Here is a 16,494-nt window from a genome sequence, read left to right as displayed (position 1 = left end):
AAGAAACGAAGAGACGCTGATCCGATCGGGGGATGTTCCCCCGTCCTCCGCCTCGCTCCGCGGTGATCGTCCCCACAGCTGAACTACGCTCGAAACGCACCCGACCGGAGTTCCGGCGGGCACCGCGTGCAGCGAAGTGGAGCGTGGCTCGTGACCGATCAGGCGGTGGACACCAGCGGCCCGGCAAAGGCCCCGGGGACCGAGGAGCCGTCCGGCGCCGCCCCGCCCCGATTCTTCGGCCGCGAAAGGGAGTTGAAGGACCTGCGGGCGGACATCGAGCGCGCGGGACTGGACACCCTGGCCGGCCGCAAGGCGCCTCGCGCGCGGGTCCTGCTCATCGCGGGCCGCCCCGGCTCCGGCCGCAGCGCGCTCGCCGAGGAGCTGGCCGGAGCGCTCACCGGAACCGACGCCGCCGGGGCCGCCGCGACCGCTACGGGCGCCCTGCCGTGGGCCGTTGCCGGTACGGGCTCCGGCGACTACCCCGACGGGGTGCTCCGGGTCGGCCTCACCGACCCCGGCGGCGAGCGGGTCCCCACCGAACGCACCGCCGGCGAGATCCTCGGCCTCCTCGGGCTGGCGGTCCCGCCCGGCGCCGATCAGGACGAGCTGTCCGAGCTGGTCCGCGAGGCCCTCGCGGTACGCCGCCTCGTCCTCGTCCTCGACGACGCGGCCGACGCCGAACAGGTCGACCCGCTGCTCCCGGAGAACCCGGACTGCCTGGTCCTCGCCACCGCGACCGGGCCGCTGACCGGCATCCCCGACGTGCGGCCCTGCACGCTCGGCGGGCTGGAGGCGGGCGCGGCGGTACGGCAGCTCGCCCGCGCCATCGGGCAGGTCCGCGTCACCGTCGACCCCCGCACCGCGGAGCGGCTGGCCGAGGAGTGCGGGGGACAGCCCGCGGCGCTCGCCCTGGTGGGCGGCCTGCTCGCCGCCCACCCCATGGCCTCGGTCGCCGACGTGGCGGGGCAACTGCACGAGCTGCCCGACTCCGGCGAGCAGCAGCCCACCGGCGCCCGCCCGCTGGCCCGCGCGTTCCGGCTCGTCCACGACTCCCTGCCGCAGACCGCCGCCCGGATACTGCGCCTGCTGGCCCTCGCCCCCGCCGGACTCGCCGACTCCCACACGGCCTCCGCGCTGGCCGGCTGCTCGGTCTCCGCCGCCCGCTCCACCCTCGACGACTTCGTGAAGCTCGGGCTGCTGCGGACGGACGGCGCGGCCCACCCCCAGTACGCGGTGCCCGGCTGCCTCGCCCCGCTCCTGCGGGCCCTCCTGGAGGACCGGGACCGGCCGGCCGAGATCCAGCTCGCCCGCGCCCGGATGCTGGAGCGGACCGTCCGCAGGCTCCAGGCCTGCCGCGCGACCACCGAGCCGGAGGGCTCCGCCGCCCGCGGCAGGCTCGCCGGACTGCCGCGCTCGCTGCGCTTCCCGAACGCCGAGGAGGCGGGCGCGTGGCTGCGGGTCCGCCGGCCCGCGCTGCTCGCCTCGGCCCGGCTCGCCGTGGCGGACGGCGAGCTGGACACCCTGGCGCGGCGCCTGGTGGCCGCCCTGGTGCGGGCCCTGGCCGCGCACCAGGGGACGGAGATGGCGGCCCCCGAGCTGTACGCGCTGCACGGCCTCGTCCTGGACGTGGCGCTGCGCCGCCAGCTGCCCCGCGAACAGGCGGCCGCCCTGCTGAACCTCGCCGACCTGGACGCCCGCACCGGCCGCACCCGCGAGGCGCTGAACCGCTACCGGGCCGCGCTGGACGCCGGAAAGGCCGCGAAGGACCTGTACGCCACCGGCCGCGCGATGGAATCCGTCGGGGGCGCGTACGAGGAGCTGGGGGACTACCACCGGGCCGCCGACTGGTACGGCCGGGCGCTCGCCCAGCGTCTGACCCAGGGGGAGCGGGCGGACGAGGCCCGGCTGTACGGGCGGCTCGCGGCGGTCCACACGTACGCCGGACGCTACGGCGAGGCGCTGCGGAACTGGCGCGCCGCCGCCGCGGGCCACCGCAGGCTCGGCGACGTACCGGCCCAGGCGCGGGCGCTCAGCGAGAGCGCCCGGGTCCAGGAGTACGCGGGCCGGCCGCACGACTCGTTGGAGACCTGCCGGGAGGCGGTCGACCTGGCCCGGCGCGCCGGTGACGTGCGGCTTCAGGCCGCGCTGGAGCTCCGGCTCGCGGACACGCTGGACCGGCTCGGGGATCCCGCGGCGGCCAGGCTGCACCGGGCCGCAGCCGATAGATTGCTGGGCGAGGAGGCCTCAGCCTACGAAATCCGTAGTGCTTCGACAGAAAGTTAATGCTTTGTAAGGCTAGACAGCACGAAGTCCTTCATTAGACTGGCTCTGCCGCGTTCCTCCGTGGCGTCTCCATTTATGATGTGTATGTCCGGGTGTGCACCGTTGTGCCCGGATGAACCCTCCGAGCCAAGGACCGTGATCGACGTGAAGGTCGGCATCCCCCGCGAAGTCAAGAACAACGAGTTCCGGGTGGCGATCACCCCCGCCGGAGTGCATGAGCTCGTCCGCCACGGCCACCAGGTCGTCATCGAGCACGACGCCGGCGTCGGCTCGTCCATCCCGGACGGGGAGTACGTCGCCGCCGGTGCGCAGATCCTGGCCACCGCCGACGAGGTCTGGGCCGCGGCCGACCTGCTGCTCAAGGTCAAGGAGCCGGTCGCCGAGGAGTACCACCGCCTCCGCAAGGACCAGACGCTCTTCACCTACCTGCACCTCGCCGCCTCCCGCGAGTGCACCGACGCGCTGCTGGCCTCCGGCACCACCGCCATCGCCTACGAGACGGTCGAGACCGCGAACCGCGCCCTCCCGCTGCTCGCCCCGATGTCCGAGGTCGCCGGCCGCCTCGCCCCGCAGGTCGGCGCGTACCACCTGATGCGCTCCGTCGGTGGCCGCGGCGTGCTGCCCGGCGGTGTCCCCGGCACCCACGCCGGCAAGGCCGTCGTCATCGGCGGCGGCGTCTCCGGCTGGAACGCCACCCAGATCGCCGTGGGCCTCGGCTTCCACGTCACGCTGCTCGACCGCGACATCAACAAGCTCCGCGAGGCCGACAGGATCTTCGGCACCAAGGTGCAGACCGTCGTCTCCAACGCCTTCGAACTGGAGAAGGCCGTCGTCGAGGCCGACCTCGTCGTGGGCGCCGTGCTGATCCCCGGAGCCAAGGCCCCGAAGCTGGTCACCAACGAGCTCGTCGCCAAGATGAAGCCCGGAAGTGTACTTGTCGACATTGCAATCGATCAGGGTGGCTGCTTCGAGGACTCGCGTCCGACGACCCACGCCGAGCCGACCTTCCAGGTCCACAACTCGGTCTTCTACTGCGTCGCGAACATGCCCGGCGCGGTCCCGAACACCTCCACCTACGCGCTCACCAACGCGACGATGCCCTACATCGTGGAGCTCGCCAACCGCGGCTGGGCCGACGCCCTGCGCCGCGACGCCGCGCTCGCCAAGGGCCTCAACACCCATGAGGGCCAGGTGGTTTACCGCGAGGTGGCCGAGGCGCACGGTCTCCCGCACGTCGAGCTGAGCACGCTCCTCGGCTGACGGGTCAACCTCCTCCGTCAACATCGGGACTCCGGCCGGACCTTGCCGAGCAAGGTCCGGCCGGACGTGTATCGGGCCCCATGGGGCCCTTGCGCAACTCGCGCCGAACGTAACCCTTTACCCGTTTCGTGCAGCGGTGAAATGTGCGGCTTGGTCGCTGTGCACCCTTGACAGCGAGGCGTTCGATTGCCGACACATCGGGCCGGGTCCGGCGGATTGTGTTGCTGCGGACCGGTGACACGCCATAGAGTCGCCAATCGTCGGCATGGTGCCACGCTGACCTATCGATAAGTTTCCTGGTCACATCCAAGGAGGTAAGACGACTTGTGAATGAGTCGACAATTACTCCTGGGGGTGGTCAACCAGGCATGCCTGCACGGGGTCTGAGCCCGATCGGGCTCGAAGCTGTCGGCTCCGTCGCGGTCCGCACCTTCGCCACCCAACAGCACATGACGACAGCCCCCCAGATGATGGACGGCCTACACGTGAACGCCACGGCCGGCAACGAGAGCAGCCGGGACACCGACCGCTTCGCCGACTTCGCCGAGGTGCCCGAGGGGCACTTCTACGACCCCGACGCCGAGTACGAGCCCGATCCGGAGTACGCGGCCACCCTCGCGCCCGACGCCGCGCGCCAGCGCCGCGAGCGCATCGGCCCGACCGGACGGCCCCTGCCGTACTTCCCGATCCCGGGCCCCCTGACCGACCACGGCCCCGCGAAGATCATCGCGATGTGCAACCAGAAGGGCGGCGTCGGCAAGACCACGTCGACCATCAACCTGGGCGCCGCGCTCGCGGAGTACGGACGCCGGGTCCTGCTCGTCGACTTCGACCCGCAGGGCGCGCTCTCCGTCGGCCTCGGGGTCAACCCGATGGAGCTGGACCTCACCGTCTACAACCTGCTCATGGAGCGGGGCATGGCGGCCGACGACGTCCTGCTCAAGACGGCGGTCCCGAACATGGACCTGCTGCCCAGCAACATCGACCTCTCCGCGGCCGAGGTGCAGCTCGTCAGCGAGGTGGCCCGCGAGTCCACCCTCCAGCGCGCCCTGAAGCCGCTGATGGCCGACTACGACTACATCGTGATCGACTGTCAGCCCTCCCTCGGCCTGCTCACCGTGAACGCCCTGACGGCCGCTCACAAGGTCATAGTGCCGCTGGAGTGCGAGTTCTTCGCCCTGCGCGGGGTGGCGCTGCTCACCGAGACCATCGAGAAGGTCCAGGAGCGGCTCAACCCGGAGCTGGAGCTCGACGGCATCCTCGCCACCATGTACGACTCCCGCACGGTGCACAGCCGCGAGGTCCTCGCGCGCGTCGTCGAGGCCTTCGACGAGCACGTCTACCACACGGTCATCGGGCGCACGGTCCGCTTCCCGGAGACCACGGTCGCCGGTGAGCCCATCACCACCTACGCCTCCAACTCGGTCGGCGCAGCCGCCTATCGCCAGCTCGCCAGGGAGGTGCTCGCCCGGTGTCACGCCGAGTGAGTCTGCCGGGGGCCGACGAACTGTTCCGTACCACCGGAGGCGGGATGGGCCTCCAGCCGTCCTCCCCCGCGGAGCGGCGGCGCAAGGCGAACGGCGAGCCGCGGGTGCCCGCGCCCGCCGGGGAGAGCGACCCCTCCGGCCCGGCCCCGTCCACCGAACGCGAGGAGCACACCGCGGCGGACGCCGACGGCGGCGACGCGCGCGGCCGGGGCGGCGAGGGCGAACGTCCCGCGTCCGCCAAGACCGCCCCCGGTGAGCGTCCCGCCGCCTCCGCCGCCCCCGCCGAGCAGCCCCCGGCGGTCCAGCAGCAGCGCAGGCGCGGCGGCGGACGCGGCGCGAACCGCCGCCCCAGCGGCCGGGAGCGCCACGACGAGAAGATCACGGTCTACGTCTCCGCCGAGGAGCTGATGGACCTCGAACACGCCCGGCTCGTCCTGCGCGGCGAACACGGCCTCGCCGTGGACCGCGGCCGGATCGTCCGCGAGGCGGTGGCGGTGGTCCTGGCCGACCTGGAGTCCCGGGGCGACGCGAGCATCCTCGTACGGCGGCTGCGCGGCCGCTGAGCGGCACGGCGCGGGTAGCCTGCCTCGCAGGGCCTGTCGTCACCTTCCCGCCTGCCGGGCGGCGTCCGGTCCTGGTCCCGCCGACCCGCGGGGCCCCGTCCGCGCCGCCGCCCCACCCCTGGACCCCCATGCCCACGCCCGACGACCCCACCGCCCCGCGCCGCCGCGCCCTGGGGCGGGGCCCGGGCCTGGCGGCACCGCCCGCGGAGGCGGGGGAGGCGTTCCAGGAGCCCGCACGGGAGCCGGAGCCCGTCCCGGAGGCGGAAGCCGTCCCCGTACCGGCGGTCGGGCCGGAGGCCGTACGGGAGCCCGCGGCCGAGTCGGTGCCCGAAGCCGCGCCCGAAGCGGCCGACCCGGAGCCCGTGGAACGGGCCGAGGGCGACGACAAGCGGTTCACCGTCCGCCTGGTGAACTTCGAGGGCCCGTTCGATCTCCTCCTCCAGCTGATCTCCAAGCACAAGCTGGACGTGACCGAGGTGGCCCTCTCCAAGGTCACCGACGAGTTCATGGCGTACATCCGCGCCATGGGCCCCGACTGGGACCTCGACCAGACCACCGAGTTCCTCGTCGTCGCCGCCACCCTGCTCGACCTCAAGGCCGCCCGGCTGCTTCCCGCCGCCGAGGTGGAGGACGAGGCGGACCTCGCGCTGCTGGAGGCGCGGGACCTGCTCTTCGCGCGGCTGCTCCAGTACCGCGCGTACAAGCAGATCGCCGAGATCTTCCAGGGCCGCCTGGAGTCGGAGGCCCGCCGCCACCCCCGTACGGTCGGCCTGGAGGACCACCACGCCGCGCTGCTGCCCGAGGTGGTCATCAGCATCGGGCCCGAGGGGTTCGCGAAGCTGGCCGTGAAGGCGATGCAGCCGAAGCCGAAGCCCCAGGTCTACGTGGACCACATCCACGCCCCCCTGGCCAGTGTCCGGGAGCAGGCGGGCCTGGTGGTGGAGCGGCTGCGCGCGGCCGGGGCGGCGGTGAGCTTCGCGACGCTGACCGAGGACGCGCCGGACACCCTCACCGTGGTCGCCCGGTTCCTCGCCCTGCTGGAGCTGTACCGCGAGAAGGCCGTCACCCTCGACCAGGACGAGGCGCTGGGCGACCTGCTGGTGGCCTGGTGCGGCGGCCAGGACGCGGAGCCGGTGGTGACGGACGAGTTCGACCAGGAGCTGAACGGGACCCCCGAGGAGGAGGACGTACGGGAATGAGCGAGCAGCCGGATCGGGAGAACGACGGGAGCGAGGTCGCCTCGCTCGATCTGAAGCCCGCCCTGGAGGCGGTCCTCATGGTCGTCGACGAGCCCGCCACCGTCGACCACCTGGCCAAGGTGCTCCAGCGGCCCCGCAGGGCCGTGGCGGACGCCCTGCGGGAGCTGGCCGACGAGTACACCGTGCAGCGCCGGGGCTTCGACCTGCGGCTCGTCGCGGGCGGCTGGCGCTTCTATACCCGCCCCGAGTACGCGTCGGCCGTGGAGGGTTTCGTCCTGGACGGCCAGCACGCCCGGCTCACCCAGGCCGCGCTGGAGACCCTGGCGGTGGTCGCCTACCGGCAGCCGGTGAGCCGCTCAAGGGTCTCGGCGGTACGCGGAGTGAACTGCGACGGGGTCATGCGGACCCTCCTCCAGAGGGGCCTGGTGGCCGAGGCGGGCGCGGAACCCGAAACAGGTGCGATCCTGTACAGGACGACGAACTACTTTCTGGAGCGAATGGGCCTGCGCGGCCTGGACGAGCTCCCGGAGCTCGCGCCCTTCCTCCCGGAGGCGGACGCGATCGAGGCTGAGACGCTAGAGGGTGTGCCGTCGTTCGATCCGGACGCACCGGACACCCCGGATACTCACGCAGACGACAAGACGGAATTTTGATGCGAAGCAGTGGCAGGAACAGCGGAAGCGGCGGCAGCGGCAGCGGCCGGAACGGTGGCCAGGGCGGCGGCCAGGGCGGTCGCCCCGGAGGTCAGGGCGGCGGACGCGGCCAGGGCGGCCGCAGCGGCGGCGGGTCCTTCCGCCAGGGCCAGGGCGGCGGTCCGAGCGGACGCTCCGGCGGCAGCGGCCAGGGCGGCGGCGGACGCGGCGGCAGCCAGGGCGGGCGGCCCGGAGCCCCGGGCGGGCGTCCCGGCGGCCAGGGTGGCCGTCCCGGCTCTCAGGACGGGCGCAAGAGCTTCCAGGGCGGACGCGACGAGCAGGAGCAGCGCCCCCGCCGTCCCCGCCCGGAGGAGCGCCGCTACGACGTCGGCAACGACGCCCCCGGCGCCCGGTCCGAGCAGGACGGCCCCCGCAAGGGCCGCGGCTCGGCGGCCCGCGGCGGCGCCAAGGGCGGCCCGAAGCCCGCACAGGGCGGCAGCCGCAGCGGCGGCTTCCGTCGCGCGGCCCCGTCCCGGCCGCGCGAGCTGGACGCCAAGATCGAGCAGCGCAACCGCGACCGGTACGCGAACAAGCCCGAGATCAGCCTCCCCAAGACCCACCCGGGCGCCGAGCAGGAGGGCGAGCGGCTGCAGAAGGTCCTCGCCCGGGCCGGCATGGGCTCGCGCCGCGCGTGCGAGGAGCTGATCGAGCAGTCCCGTGTCGAGGTCAACGGCGAGATCGTCGTCGAGCAGGGCATGCGCGTCGACGTGCACCAGGACGAGATCAAGGTCGACGGTCTGACCGTCGCCGCGCAGTCCTACCTCTTCTTCGCTCTGAACAAGCCCGCCGGAGTCGTCTCCTCGATGGAGGACCCGGACGGCCGTCAGTGCCTCGGCGACTACGTGACCAACCGCGAGACGCGGCTGTTCCACGTCGGCCGGCTCGACACCGAGACGGAGGGCATCATCATGCTCACCAACCACGGTGAGCTGGCCCACCGCCTCACGCACCCCAAGTACGGCGTGAAGAAGACCTACCTGGCCGCCATCCAGGGCCCGCTCCCGCGCGACCTCGGCAAGCGGCTCAAGGACGGCATCCAGCTGGAGGACGGCTACGCCCGCGCCGACCACTTCCGCGTCGTCGAGAACACCGGCAAGAACTACCTGGTCGAGGTGACCCTCCACGAGGGCCGCAAGCACATCGTGCGCCGGATGCTGGCCGAGGCCGGCTTCCCGGTCGAGCGGCTCGTGCGGACGTCCTTCGGGCCGATCCCGCTCGGCGACCAGAAGTCCGGCTGGCTGCGCCGCCTGACCAATACCGAGGTCGGCATGCTGATGCGCGAGGTCGGTCTCTAGCAGCACGCTCCCAGGGCCCGCGGCCGGTTCTGTTCGGAAAGTTCGAACAGAACCGGCCGCGGGCCTTTCGCTACCCCCGCCCACCTTTTATAGTCAGAGTGACCATAAAGAAGGAGGCGGGCGTGAGTCTCGCGGACCTGCTCGATCCCCTGCAACAGCCCCTCGTGACGATCCTGGACACCCCGGTCAGCTGGACCGAGGTGCTCGGCTTCGGAAGCGGCGCGCTGTGCGTCTGGCTCGTGGCCCGCCAGCACCTCGCCAACTGGCCGATCGGCATCGCCAACAACCTCTTCTTCATCCTGCTGTTCACCCAGGCCGGTCTGTACGCCGACGCCGGCCTCCAGATCGTCTTCATCACCCTCGCCGCGTACGGCTGGTGGACCTGGACCCACGGGGGTGGACCAGGCTTCTCGGTCCTGCCGGTGCGCAGGACGACCCGCACCGAGTGGGCCTGGCTGCTCGCGGCGGGGGTGGTGGGGACCGCAGGGATCACGCTGCTGCTGTCCCGGGCCACCGACTCCACCGTCCCGTTCTGGGACGCGGCCACGACGTCCCTGTCGCTGATGGCGACGTACGGGCAGTGCCGCAAGCGCCTGGAGTCCTGGTGGCTGTGGATCGCCGCCGACGTGGTCTACATCCCGCTGTACGCGCACAAGGGGCTCTACCTGACCTCGCTGCTGTACGCCGGATTCCTCGCGCTCTGCCTGGTCGGCCTGCGCAACTGGCACCGCGACCTGACCGCGCGCGAGGCCCGTACGGTGGAGGTGGCCACGGCATGAAGGCTTACGAACACGGCCTGGTCCTCGGCAAGTTCTACCCGCCGCACGCCGGCCACCACCACCTCGTGCGGACCGCGCAGGACCGCTGCGAACGGCTGACCGTGCTGGTCTGCGCCGCCTCCGTGGAGTCCGTGCCGCTCGCGGACCGGGTCGCCTGGATGCGCGAGGTGCATCCGGACGTCACGGTGGTCGGCGCGGTCGACGACACGCACATGGACGTGGCCGACCCGGCCGTCTGGGACGCCCACATGGCCGTCTTCACCGCGGCCGTGCCCGAGCGGGTCGACGCGGTCTTCACCTCGGAGGCGTACGGGGAGGAGCTGGGCCGTCGCTTCGGCGCGGACTCCGTGCTCGTCGACCCCGACCGCACCCTCTTCCCGGTCTCCGGCACCGCCGTGCGCAAGGACCCGGCCGGCTGCTGGGACTTCCTCCAGCCGCCCGTGCGGGCCGCCCTCGCCCGCAGGGTCGTCGTCCTCGGCGCGGAGTCCACCGGCACCACCACCCTCGCCCGGGCCCTCGCCGCCCACTACCGGGCACGCGGCGGGGTGTGGGCGCGCACGGGGTACGTCGCCGAGTACGGGCGCGAGTACAGCGAGGAGAAGCTCGCATCCCTGCGCGGGCGGTGGCCCGGGGCCGCCTGGGAGGACGTCACCTTCACCACCGACGACTTCCCCGTCGTCGCCCAGGCCCAGAACGACCGCGAGGAGGCCGCCGCCCGCGCCGGATCACCGGTCCTCTTCTGCGACACCGACTCCTTCGCCACCACCGTCTGGCACGAGCGGTACGTCGGCGGCCGCAACCCCCTCGTCGAGCGGATCGCCGACCGGACCGGCCACCACCTGTGGCTGCTCACCGACCACGAGGGCGTCGCCTTCGAGGACGACGGACTGCGCGACGGCGAGGAGCTGCGCCCCTGGATGACCGACCGCTTCCGCGCCGAACTCACCCGCACCGGGCGGCGGTTCATCGAGATGACCGGACCGCCCGAGGCGCGGCTCGCCGCCGCGGTCGCCGCCGTCGACGGACTCCTCGCCACCGGCTGGGACTTCGCCGCACCCCTCCCGGAGAAACGATGAGCACCCCCGCCCCCGAGGGCTACGACCCGCACGCCTACGCCCCGTTCGCGGTCACCGTCGACCTCGCGGTCTTCACCGTCCGCGAGGCCCGGCTGCACGTGCTGCTCGTCGAACGCGGCCAGGAGCCCTACCGGGGCCGGTGGGCGCTGCCCGGCGGCTTCCTCTTGCCACGCGAGTCCGCCGGGGATGCCGCCCGCCGCGAACTGGCCGAGGAGACCGGCCTCGGCCAGGACACGGTCGGCGCGCTCCACCTCGAACAGCTGCGCACCTACACCGACCCGGACCGCGACCCGAGGATGCGGGTCGTCTCCGTCGCGTACGCCGCACTCCTGCCGGACCTGCCCGAACCGCGCGGCGGCGGCGACGCGGCGAACGCCCGGTGGTGGGACGCGGACGCGGTCGGATCGCTGGCCTTCGACCACGACCGCATCCTCGCCGACGCCCGCGACCGGATCGGCGCCAAGCTCGAATACAGCTGCCTGGCCACCGCGTTCTGCCCCGCGGAGTTCACCCTCGGCGAGCTCCAGCAGGTCTACGAGACCGTCTGGGGCGTCGAGCTGGACCGCCCCAACTTCCGGCGGAAGGTCCTGAGCGCGCCGGGCTTCGTCCAGCCGGTCGGCGGCCCGCCGCGCCGCACCGGCGGCCGGGGCAAACCGGCCGCCCTCTACCGGGCGGGCGACGCCACCGCCCTGCACCCGCCGCTCCTGCGCCCCCAGCGCGCCGACGCTTCCCCCTCCGCACCGGAAGGACGAGACCGATGACCCTCGCCACCCCGCCCCTCACCAAGCAGGCCGCCACCGGCGTGCTGACCGGGCTCGCGCTCGGTGACGCGCTCGGGTTCCCGACCGAGTTCAACGACGTGCCCGCCATCCTCGCCAAGTTCGGCCCCTGGCGGCACATGCCCCTCCTGCGGCCCGCGATCGTCTCCGACGACACCCAGATGACGATCGCGCTGGGCCGGGGCATCCGTACCGCCATGGACAGCGGACTGCTCACCCCCGAACGGATGGTGGGCCCGGTCGGCGCCGAGTTCGTCGCCTGGTACCACTCGCCGGACAACAACCGCGCCCCCGGCAACACCTGCCTCACCGCCTGCCGCCTCCTCGAACACACCCGGGTCTGGCAGGAGGCCAGCCAGACGCACTCCAAGGGCTGCGGCGCCAACATGCGGGTCGCCCCCGTCGGCCTGGTCCCCGGCCTCAGCGCGGAACAGCGCGCCGGCGCCGCCCAGCTCCAGGCCGCCCTGACCCACGGCCACCCCACCGCCCTGGCCGCCTCCGACCTGCTGGCCCGCGCGGTGTTCCTGCTCGCGCAGGGCGCCGAACCCCTCGGCCTGATCGGGCAGTTGCGCAGCTACGCCGTGGAGAACCGGGGCCGCTACCACACCCGCTGGCTCGGTGACCTCTGGCGGTACGCGGGCGACGCCACACCGGGGGCGTACATCCAGCGCGGCTGGGACGAGTGCCTGGCGGCCCTGGGAACCGTCCAGGACGCCCTGCGCGACCCGTCACCGGAGACCGACCCGTGCGAGCGCACCGGCGACGGCTGGATCGCCGAGGAAGCCCTCGCCACCGCCCTGCACTGCTTCCTGCTCTTCCCCGAGGAGCCCGTCACCGCCCTGCGCCGGGCCGCCTGCACCCGGGGCGACTCCGACTCGATCGCCTGCCTGGCCGGAGCGCTGGCCGGGGCGCACCTGGGCGCGGCGGCCTGGCCCAAGGAGTGGTCCGAGCGCATCGAGTACCGCAGCGACCTGCTGTCCCTCGCGGCGCTCTGGGACGCTTGAGCCAGGACAGCCACCACCGACGACCCGCTGGTGGTGCTCACGAGCCCGCTCCACACGGAGCCGGCCGCGCTCGCCCCGGGCGACCTCGCCGTACGGGCCGGACTCCCGGGCTGACCGGTCAGTGCGGCCGGGGCGTCTCCCGCGCCGCCGAGGCCCGCCGGGTCCGGACGAGGAAGTCCTCCACGGCCGCCCGGTCCGGCTCCGGCGGCAGCGGGGAGCGGGTCGCCGCCTCGTCGTTCTCCTCGCCGAGGCGGTTCATCCGGCCCTCCACCTCCGGCCAGGGCACCTCGCCCCGCTTCACCGCCAGCAGCTCCTCGCGGGCCTCGCCGACGTCGATGCGCAGCTCGCCCGTACGCAGCAGGTCCCGGCTGCTCGCCAGCAGCCGCAGCAGATGCATCGCGTGCTTCCAGCGCGGCGCGCCGTGCACCCGTACGTCCGCCTCCAGCTTTCTGCGCTGGCCCAGCGCGTACCGGACGAACGTGCCGTGCGCGAGCTGCGACAGGAACGCCCCGCGCAGCGCCAGCAGCTCGCGGCCGGTCTCGTCCACGGACTCCACCAGCGGGGAGTGCAGGCACTCCAGCACGTTCGGGTTGGCCCGCAGCGCCAGCTCGCAGAAGCGCTCCAGCTCCCAGGAGAACTGCTCCGGCGCGGGGCCCTCGACATGCGTCGGCGGCTTCTCGAAGCGCCAGAACAGCGGGGTGGGCGCGAGGAACACCCCGCGCCGGTCCGTGTCGCTGTCCTCCGTGGCCAGGCCGAACGCGCGCGAGCCCATCACACAGGCGTAGACCGTGTGGTCGCGTACGAGAGCTTCCTCGGCAGGAGTGATCATGGCCGCGAGCGTACGGGGGAAGCGGACCGCCGCGCCCCGCATATGCGGGCCCGCCCTCAGCCCAGCCGGATCGCCCCGCCCGAGACGGTGATCTGCTCGGCCGGCAGCGGGCGGGTCGCCGGGCCGGCCTCGACCGCCGCGTCCGTGATGGAGAACTTGCTGCCGTGGCACGGGCAGTTGATGGTGCCGTCGCTGACCGTCGACACGAGGCAGCTCGCATGGGTGCAGACGGCGGAGAACGCCTTGAACTCGCCCTCCTCCGGCTGGGTCACCACCACCTTCCGCTCCTTGAAGATCGTGCCCCCGCCCACCGGGATGTCGCCGGTCGCGGCGAGCTCCTCGCCGCCGCCGGGCGAGGCGTCGGGGGAGGTCCCGGGCGATGCCGGGTCCGACGCCGTCGGCGTACCGCTCGCGTCCTCTCCGCCGCTCTCGTCGCCGGACGATCCGCAGCCGGTCACCAGGGCGGCGGCGCCCGCCGCGCCCGCGGTCAGAACCGTCCTTCGCCGTGCGTTCATGGGCTCTCCAGTTGTCGAGGCGTGAGAGGGGTGATCCGTGCTGGCCATGGTGGTGCCGGGGAGCGCGCAGGTGAAGCAACCGGGCGGGCCGTGAGGCATTTCCTGTACAGTCGTCCAGGAAATCGCTCCCGGGAGGCCGCCAACCATGCACATCGCAGCTCAGGTCCTGGTCGCGCTCGTCGCGCTGATCCACGTCTACTTCCTGGTCCTGGAGATGTTCCTCTGGGACACCGGCCGCGGCCGCGCGGCCTTCGGCACGACTCCCGCCTTCTCCCGCGAGAGCGCCACCCTCGCCGCCAACCAGGGCCTCTACAACGGGTTCATGGCCGCCGGGCTGGTCTGGGGCCTCCTCGCGGGCGACCCCGTCGCCTTCCAGGCGCAGGTCTTCTTCCTGAGCTGCCTGACCGTCGCCGGGGTCTACGGGGCCGCCACCGTGAGCCGGAAGATCCTCTACGTCCAGGCGGTGCCGTCCGCACTCGCCCTCGGAGCCGTCCTGCTCGCGGGCTGAGATCCTGGGCCGATGACACCCGCAGTCACGGCCGGCAGCGCCGATCCGCGCACCGCACGCACCCGGGCCAAGCTCCGGGCCGCCCTGCTCGCCGCCTGCGAGCACCGGCCGCTCGAACAGGTCAGCGTGGCGCAGGTGGTCCGCGGGGCCGGCGTCGGGCGTGCCACCTTCTACCTCCACTACGACGACCTGCACGCCCTGGCGGTGGACGCCTGCGCCGAGGTCGTCACCGAAGCGGTCGACGCCCTGCACGCCTGGGACGGCGCGCCGCCCGGCCCGGACGCGCCCCCGGCCCCGCTCGCCGCCCTCCTCGCGTCCGTCCACACCCGGGTCCCCGTCTACCGCAGCCTGCTGCGCGAGGGCGGCGGCGGGCCGCTCGGTGAGCTGCTCCACCGGGAGCTGCGCCGGCGCAGCCTCGACGAGCTGCGCGCCCGCCGCCCGGCGGACACCGGACACGACCTCACCGCGAGCGCCGTCGCCGGGATCTTCACCGGGATCCTCGCCGACTGGGTGCACGGGCGGGTCACCGCTGACCCCGACCAGCTCGCCGGCCGGATCTGGCGCATGCTCCTCGCGGTCCACGCCACCGCCCGTCTCACGGAGAGAGCGCGGTGACCGGGCCCGGCGCCTCCCCTCTAGGGTGATCGGGAGCAGTGCGGAAGTGAACGAACAAGGAGCACGACGTGGCGGTACGAGCCGTCCGGGGCGCCGTCCAGCTGGACAGCGACGAGGCCGGGCACATGGACGAGCGGGTCGGTGAGCTGCTGACCGCCGTCCTGGAACGCAACGAGCTCGTCGCCGACGACCTGATCAGCATCTGGTTCACCGCCACCCCGGACCTGCACAGCGACTTCCCGGCCGCCGCCGCGCGCGGCCTCGGGATCGTCGACGTCCCTCTGATCTGCGCCCAGGAGCTGGCCATCGACGGGGCGATGCCCCGGGTCGTCCGTATCCTCGTGCATGTCGAGACCTACCTCTCGCGCGCCGAGATCAGCCACGTCTACCTCGGCGCCACCGCCGCCCTGCGCAAGGACATCGCCCAGTGAGAACCGCCCTCGTCATCGGAACCGGGCTCGTCGGCACCTCCGCCGCCCTCGCGCTGGCCGGCCGCGGCATCCACGTGCATCTCGTCGACCACGACCCCGAGTCGGCCCGCACCGCCGCCGCGCTCGGCGCCGGGACCGACGAGCCGCCCGCCGGTCCCGTCGACCTCGCCGTCGTCGCCGTACCGCCCGCGCACACCGCCGCCGTCCTCGCCCGGGCCATGCGCGACGGGGTGGCCCGCGGCTACCTGGACGTCGCCAGCGTCAAGGGCGGGCCGCGTCGCGAGCTGGAGGCGCTCGGCATCGACCTCACCCCGTACATCGGTACGCATCCGATGGCGGGCAAGGAGCGCTCCGGTCCGCTCGCCGCGACCGCCGACCTCTTCGAGGGCCGCCCCTGGGTCCTCACCCCGACCCGGGACACCGACACCGAGGTGCTCAACCTCGCGCTGGAGCTGGTCGCCCTGTGCCGGGCCGTCCCCGTCGTCATGGACGCCGACGCCCACGACCGGGCCGTCGCCCTCGTCTCGCACACCCCGCAGCTGATCTCCTCGATGGTCGCCGCCCGGCTGGAAGAGGCCGACGAGACCGCCGTACGGCTGTGCGGCCAGGGCATCCGCGACGTCACCCGGATCGCCGCCTCCGACCCCCGGATGTGGGTGGAGATCCTCTCCGCCAACCCCGGCCCGGTCGCCGACGTCCTCGCCGGGGTCGCCGCCGACCTGGAGGAGACCGTGACCGCGCTGCGCGGGCTCAGCTCCGCCGACGCGGACAAGCGGAGCGCGGGCACCCACGCCATCGAGGACGTCCTGCGCCGCGGCAACGCGGGCCGCGTGCGGGTCCCCGGCAAGCACGGCGCGGCCCCCACCGCCTACGAGACCGTGGCCGTCCTCATCGGCGACAAGCCGGGCGAGCTGGCCGCGATCTTCGCCGACGCCGGCCGGGCCGGGGTCAACATCGAGGACGTCCGCATCGAGCACGCCACCGGCCAGCAGGCGGGCCTCGTCCAGATCATGGTCGAGCCCGGCGCCGCCCCGGCCCTCGGCGCGGCCCTCCAGGAACGGGGCTGGTCGATCCGCGGCTGAGCCCGACGCCGCCGGGCGGGGGGGGCGCCCCCCCCCCCCGGGGGGCGGGGGGCCCCCCCCCGCCGGGGGGAGGGGGACCGCCCGGCCCCGCGGAACA

At 73.6% G+C, this 16,494-nt stretch carries 17 protein-coding genes; 15 read left to right on the top strand and 2 right to left on the bottom strand.

Annotated elements, in window-relative coordinates; all coding sequences use genetic code 11:
- The first annotated feature begins 150 nt into the window (after positions 1-150).
- The 11 genes from ACFWRV_RS29070 (at position 151) to ACFWRV_RS29020 (ending at position 12,417) form a co-directional block, all read left to right on the top strand.
- The gene (locus ACFWRV_RS29070) at positions 151-2,283 is read left to right on the top strand and encodes a tetratricopeptide repeat protein (protein WP_384338700.1); all 2,133 of its coding nucleotides are present in this window, start codon (positions 151-153) and stop codon (positions 2,281-2,283) included.
- A 144-nt stretch (positions 2,284-2,427) separates the two neighbouring features.
- Positions 2,428-3,543 carry an alanine dehydrogenase gene (gene ald / locus ACFWRV_RS29065; protein ID WP_384338734.1) on the top strand — a complete coding sequence of 372 codons (1,116 nt, stop codon included), beginning with the start codon at positions 2,428-2,430 and terminating at the stop codon, positions 3,541-3,543.
- A gap of 368 nt (positions 3,544-3,911) precedes the next feature.
- Positions 3,912-5,030, top strand: coding sequence for a ParA family protein (locus ACFWRV_RS29060; RefSeq protein WP_003970030.1), 1,119 nt, complete (start codon positions 3,912-3,914; stop codon positions 5,028-5,030).
- The gene (locus tag ACFWRV_RS29055; RefSeq protein ID WP_384338733.1) at positions 5,027-5,593 is read left to right on the top strand and encodes a hypothetical protein; all 567 of its coding nucleotides are present in this window, start codon (positions 5,027-5,029) and stop codon (positions 5,591-5,593) included. Before ACFWRV_RS29060 ends, ACFWRV_RS29055 begins: the two co-directional genes overlap by 4 nt.
- A 128-nt stretch (positions 5,594-5,721) precedes the next feature.
- Complete coding sequence (locus ACFWRV_RS29050; protein WP_384338699.1) at positions 5,722-6,792, top strand: segregation and condensation protein A; 1,071 nt, start codon at positions 5,722-5,724, stop codon at positions 6,790-6,792.
- Positions 6,789-7,445, top strand: a complete 657-nt coding sequence (scpB, locus tag ACFWRV_RS29045) for an SMC-Scp complex subunit ScpB (RefSeq protein ID WP_384338698.1) — start codon at positions 6,789-6,791, stop codon at positions 7,443-7,445. Before ACFWRV_RS29050 ends, scpB begins: the two co-directional genes overlap by 4 nt.
- On the top strand, positions 7,445-8,779 hold the full coding sequence (locus ACFWRV_RS29040) for a pseudouridine synthase (RefSeq protein WP_384338697.1): 1,335 nt from the start codon (positions 7,445-7,447) through the stop codon (positions 8,777-8,779). Before scpB ends, ACFWRV_RS29040 begins: the two co-directional genes overlap by 1 nt.
- Before the next feature lie 122 nt (positions 8,780-8,901).
- Positions 8,902-9,558: a nicotinamide riboside transporter PnuC gene (gene pnuC / locus ACFWRV_RS29035; protein WP_384338696.1), complete on the top strand. Its 657-nt coding sequence runs from the start codon at positions 8,902-8,904 to the stop codon at positions 9,556-9,558.
- Positions 9,555-10,634 carry an AAA family ATPase gene (locus tag ACFWRV_RS29030; RefSeq protein ID WP_384338695.1) on the top strand — a complete coding sequence of 360 codons (1,080 nt, stop codon included), beginning with the start codon at positions 9,555-9,557 and terminating at the stop codon, positions 10,632-10,634. The genes pnuC and ACFWRV_RS29030 overlap by 4 nt, the downstream gene beginning before the upstream one ends.
- Positions 10,631-11,395 carry an NUDIX domain-containing protein gene (locus ACFWRV_RS29025; RefSeq protein ID WP_384338694.1) on the top strand — a complete coding sequence of 255 codons (765 nt, stop codon included), beginning with the start codon at positions 10,631-10,633 and terminating at the stop codon, positions 11,393-11,395. Before ACFWRV_RS29030 ends, ACFWRV_RS29025 begins: the two co-directional genes overlap by 4 nt.
- Positions 11,392-12,417 carry an ADP-ribosylglycohydrolase family protein gene (locus tag ACFWRV_RS29020; RefSeq protein ID WP_384338693.1) on the top strand — a complete coding sequence of 342 codons (1,026 nt, stop codon included), beginning with the start codon at positions 11,392-11,394 and terminating at the stop codon, positions 12,415-12,417. Before ACFWRV_RS29025 ends, ACFWRV_RS29020 begins: the two co-directional genes overlap by 4 nt.
- A gap of 118 nt (positions 12,418-12,535) precedes the next feature.
- On the opposite strand, the gene ACFWRV_RS29015 is transcribed toward ACFWRV_RS29020, so the two are convergent.
- Both ACFWRV_RS29015 and ACFWRV_RS29010 read right to left on the bottom strand, forming a co-directional pair.
- Positions 12,536-13,246 (bottom strand): DNA polymerase beta superfamily protein, encoded by a 711-nt coding sequence (locus tag ACFWRV_RS29015; RefSeq protein WP_384338692.1) that lies wholly within the window; start codon positions 13,244-13,246, stop codon positions 12,536-12,538.
- Positions 13,247-13,302: 56 nt separating this feature from the next.
- Positions 13,303-13,761, bottom strand: coding sequence for a Rieske (2Fe-2S) protein (locus tag ACFWRV_RS29010; protein ID WP_384338691.1), 459 nt, complete (start codon positions 13,759-13,761; stop codon positions 13,303-13,305).
- Positions 13,762-13,906: 145 nt separating this feature from the next.
- On the opposite strand from ACFWRV_RS29010, the gene ACFWRV_RS29005 reads away from it, so the two are divergent.
- From ACFWRV_RS29005 to ACFWRV_RS28990, 4 genes are all read left to right on the top strand, one after another.
- Positions 13,907-14,269 carry a DUF1304 domain-containing protein gene (locus ACFWRV_RS29005; RefSeq protein ID WP_384338690.1) on the top strand — a complete coding sequence of 121 codons (363 nt, stop codon included), beginning with the start codon at positions 13,907-13,909 and terminating at the stop codon, positions 14,267-14,269.
- Between the two features lie 12 nt (positions 14,270-14,281).
- Complete coding sequence (locus tag ACFWRV_RS29000) at positions 14,282-14,884, top strand: TetR/AcrR family transcriptional regulator (RefSeq protein ID WP_384338689.1); 603 nt, start codon at positions 14,282-14,284, stop codon at positions 14,882-14,884.
- 68 nt (positions 14,885-14,952) lie between these two features.
- Positions 14,953-15,315, top strand: a complete 363-nt coding sequence (gene aroH, locus ACFWRV_RS28995; protein ID WP_384338688.1) for a chorismate mutase — start codon at positions 14,953-14,955, stop codon at positions 15,313-15,315.
- The gene (locus tag ACFWRV_RS28990) at positions 15,312-16,397 is read left to right on the top strand and encodes a prephenate dehydrogenase (protein WP_384338687.1); all 1,086 of its coding nucleotides are present in this window, start codon (positions 15,312-15,314) and stop codon (positions 16,395-16,397) included. The genes aroH and ACFWRV_RS28990 overlap by 4 nt, the downstream gene beginning before the upstream one ends.
- Positions 16,398-16,494: the final 97 nt, after the last annotated feature.

The sequence above is a fragment of the Streptomyces sp. NPDC058576 genome (genome assembly GCF_042718715.1).
Lineage (GTDB): Bacteria > Actinomycetota > Actinomycetes > Streptomycetales > Streptomycetaceae > Streptomyces.
This window is presented reverse-complemented; position numbering and strand designations above follow the sequence as displayed.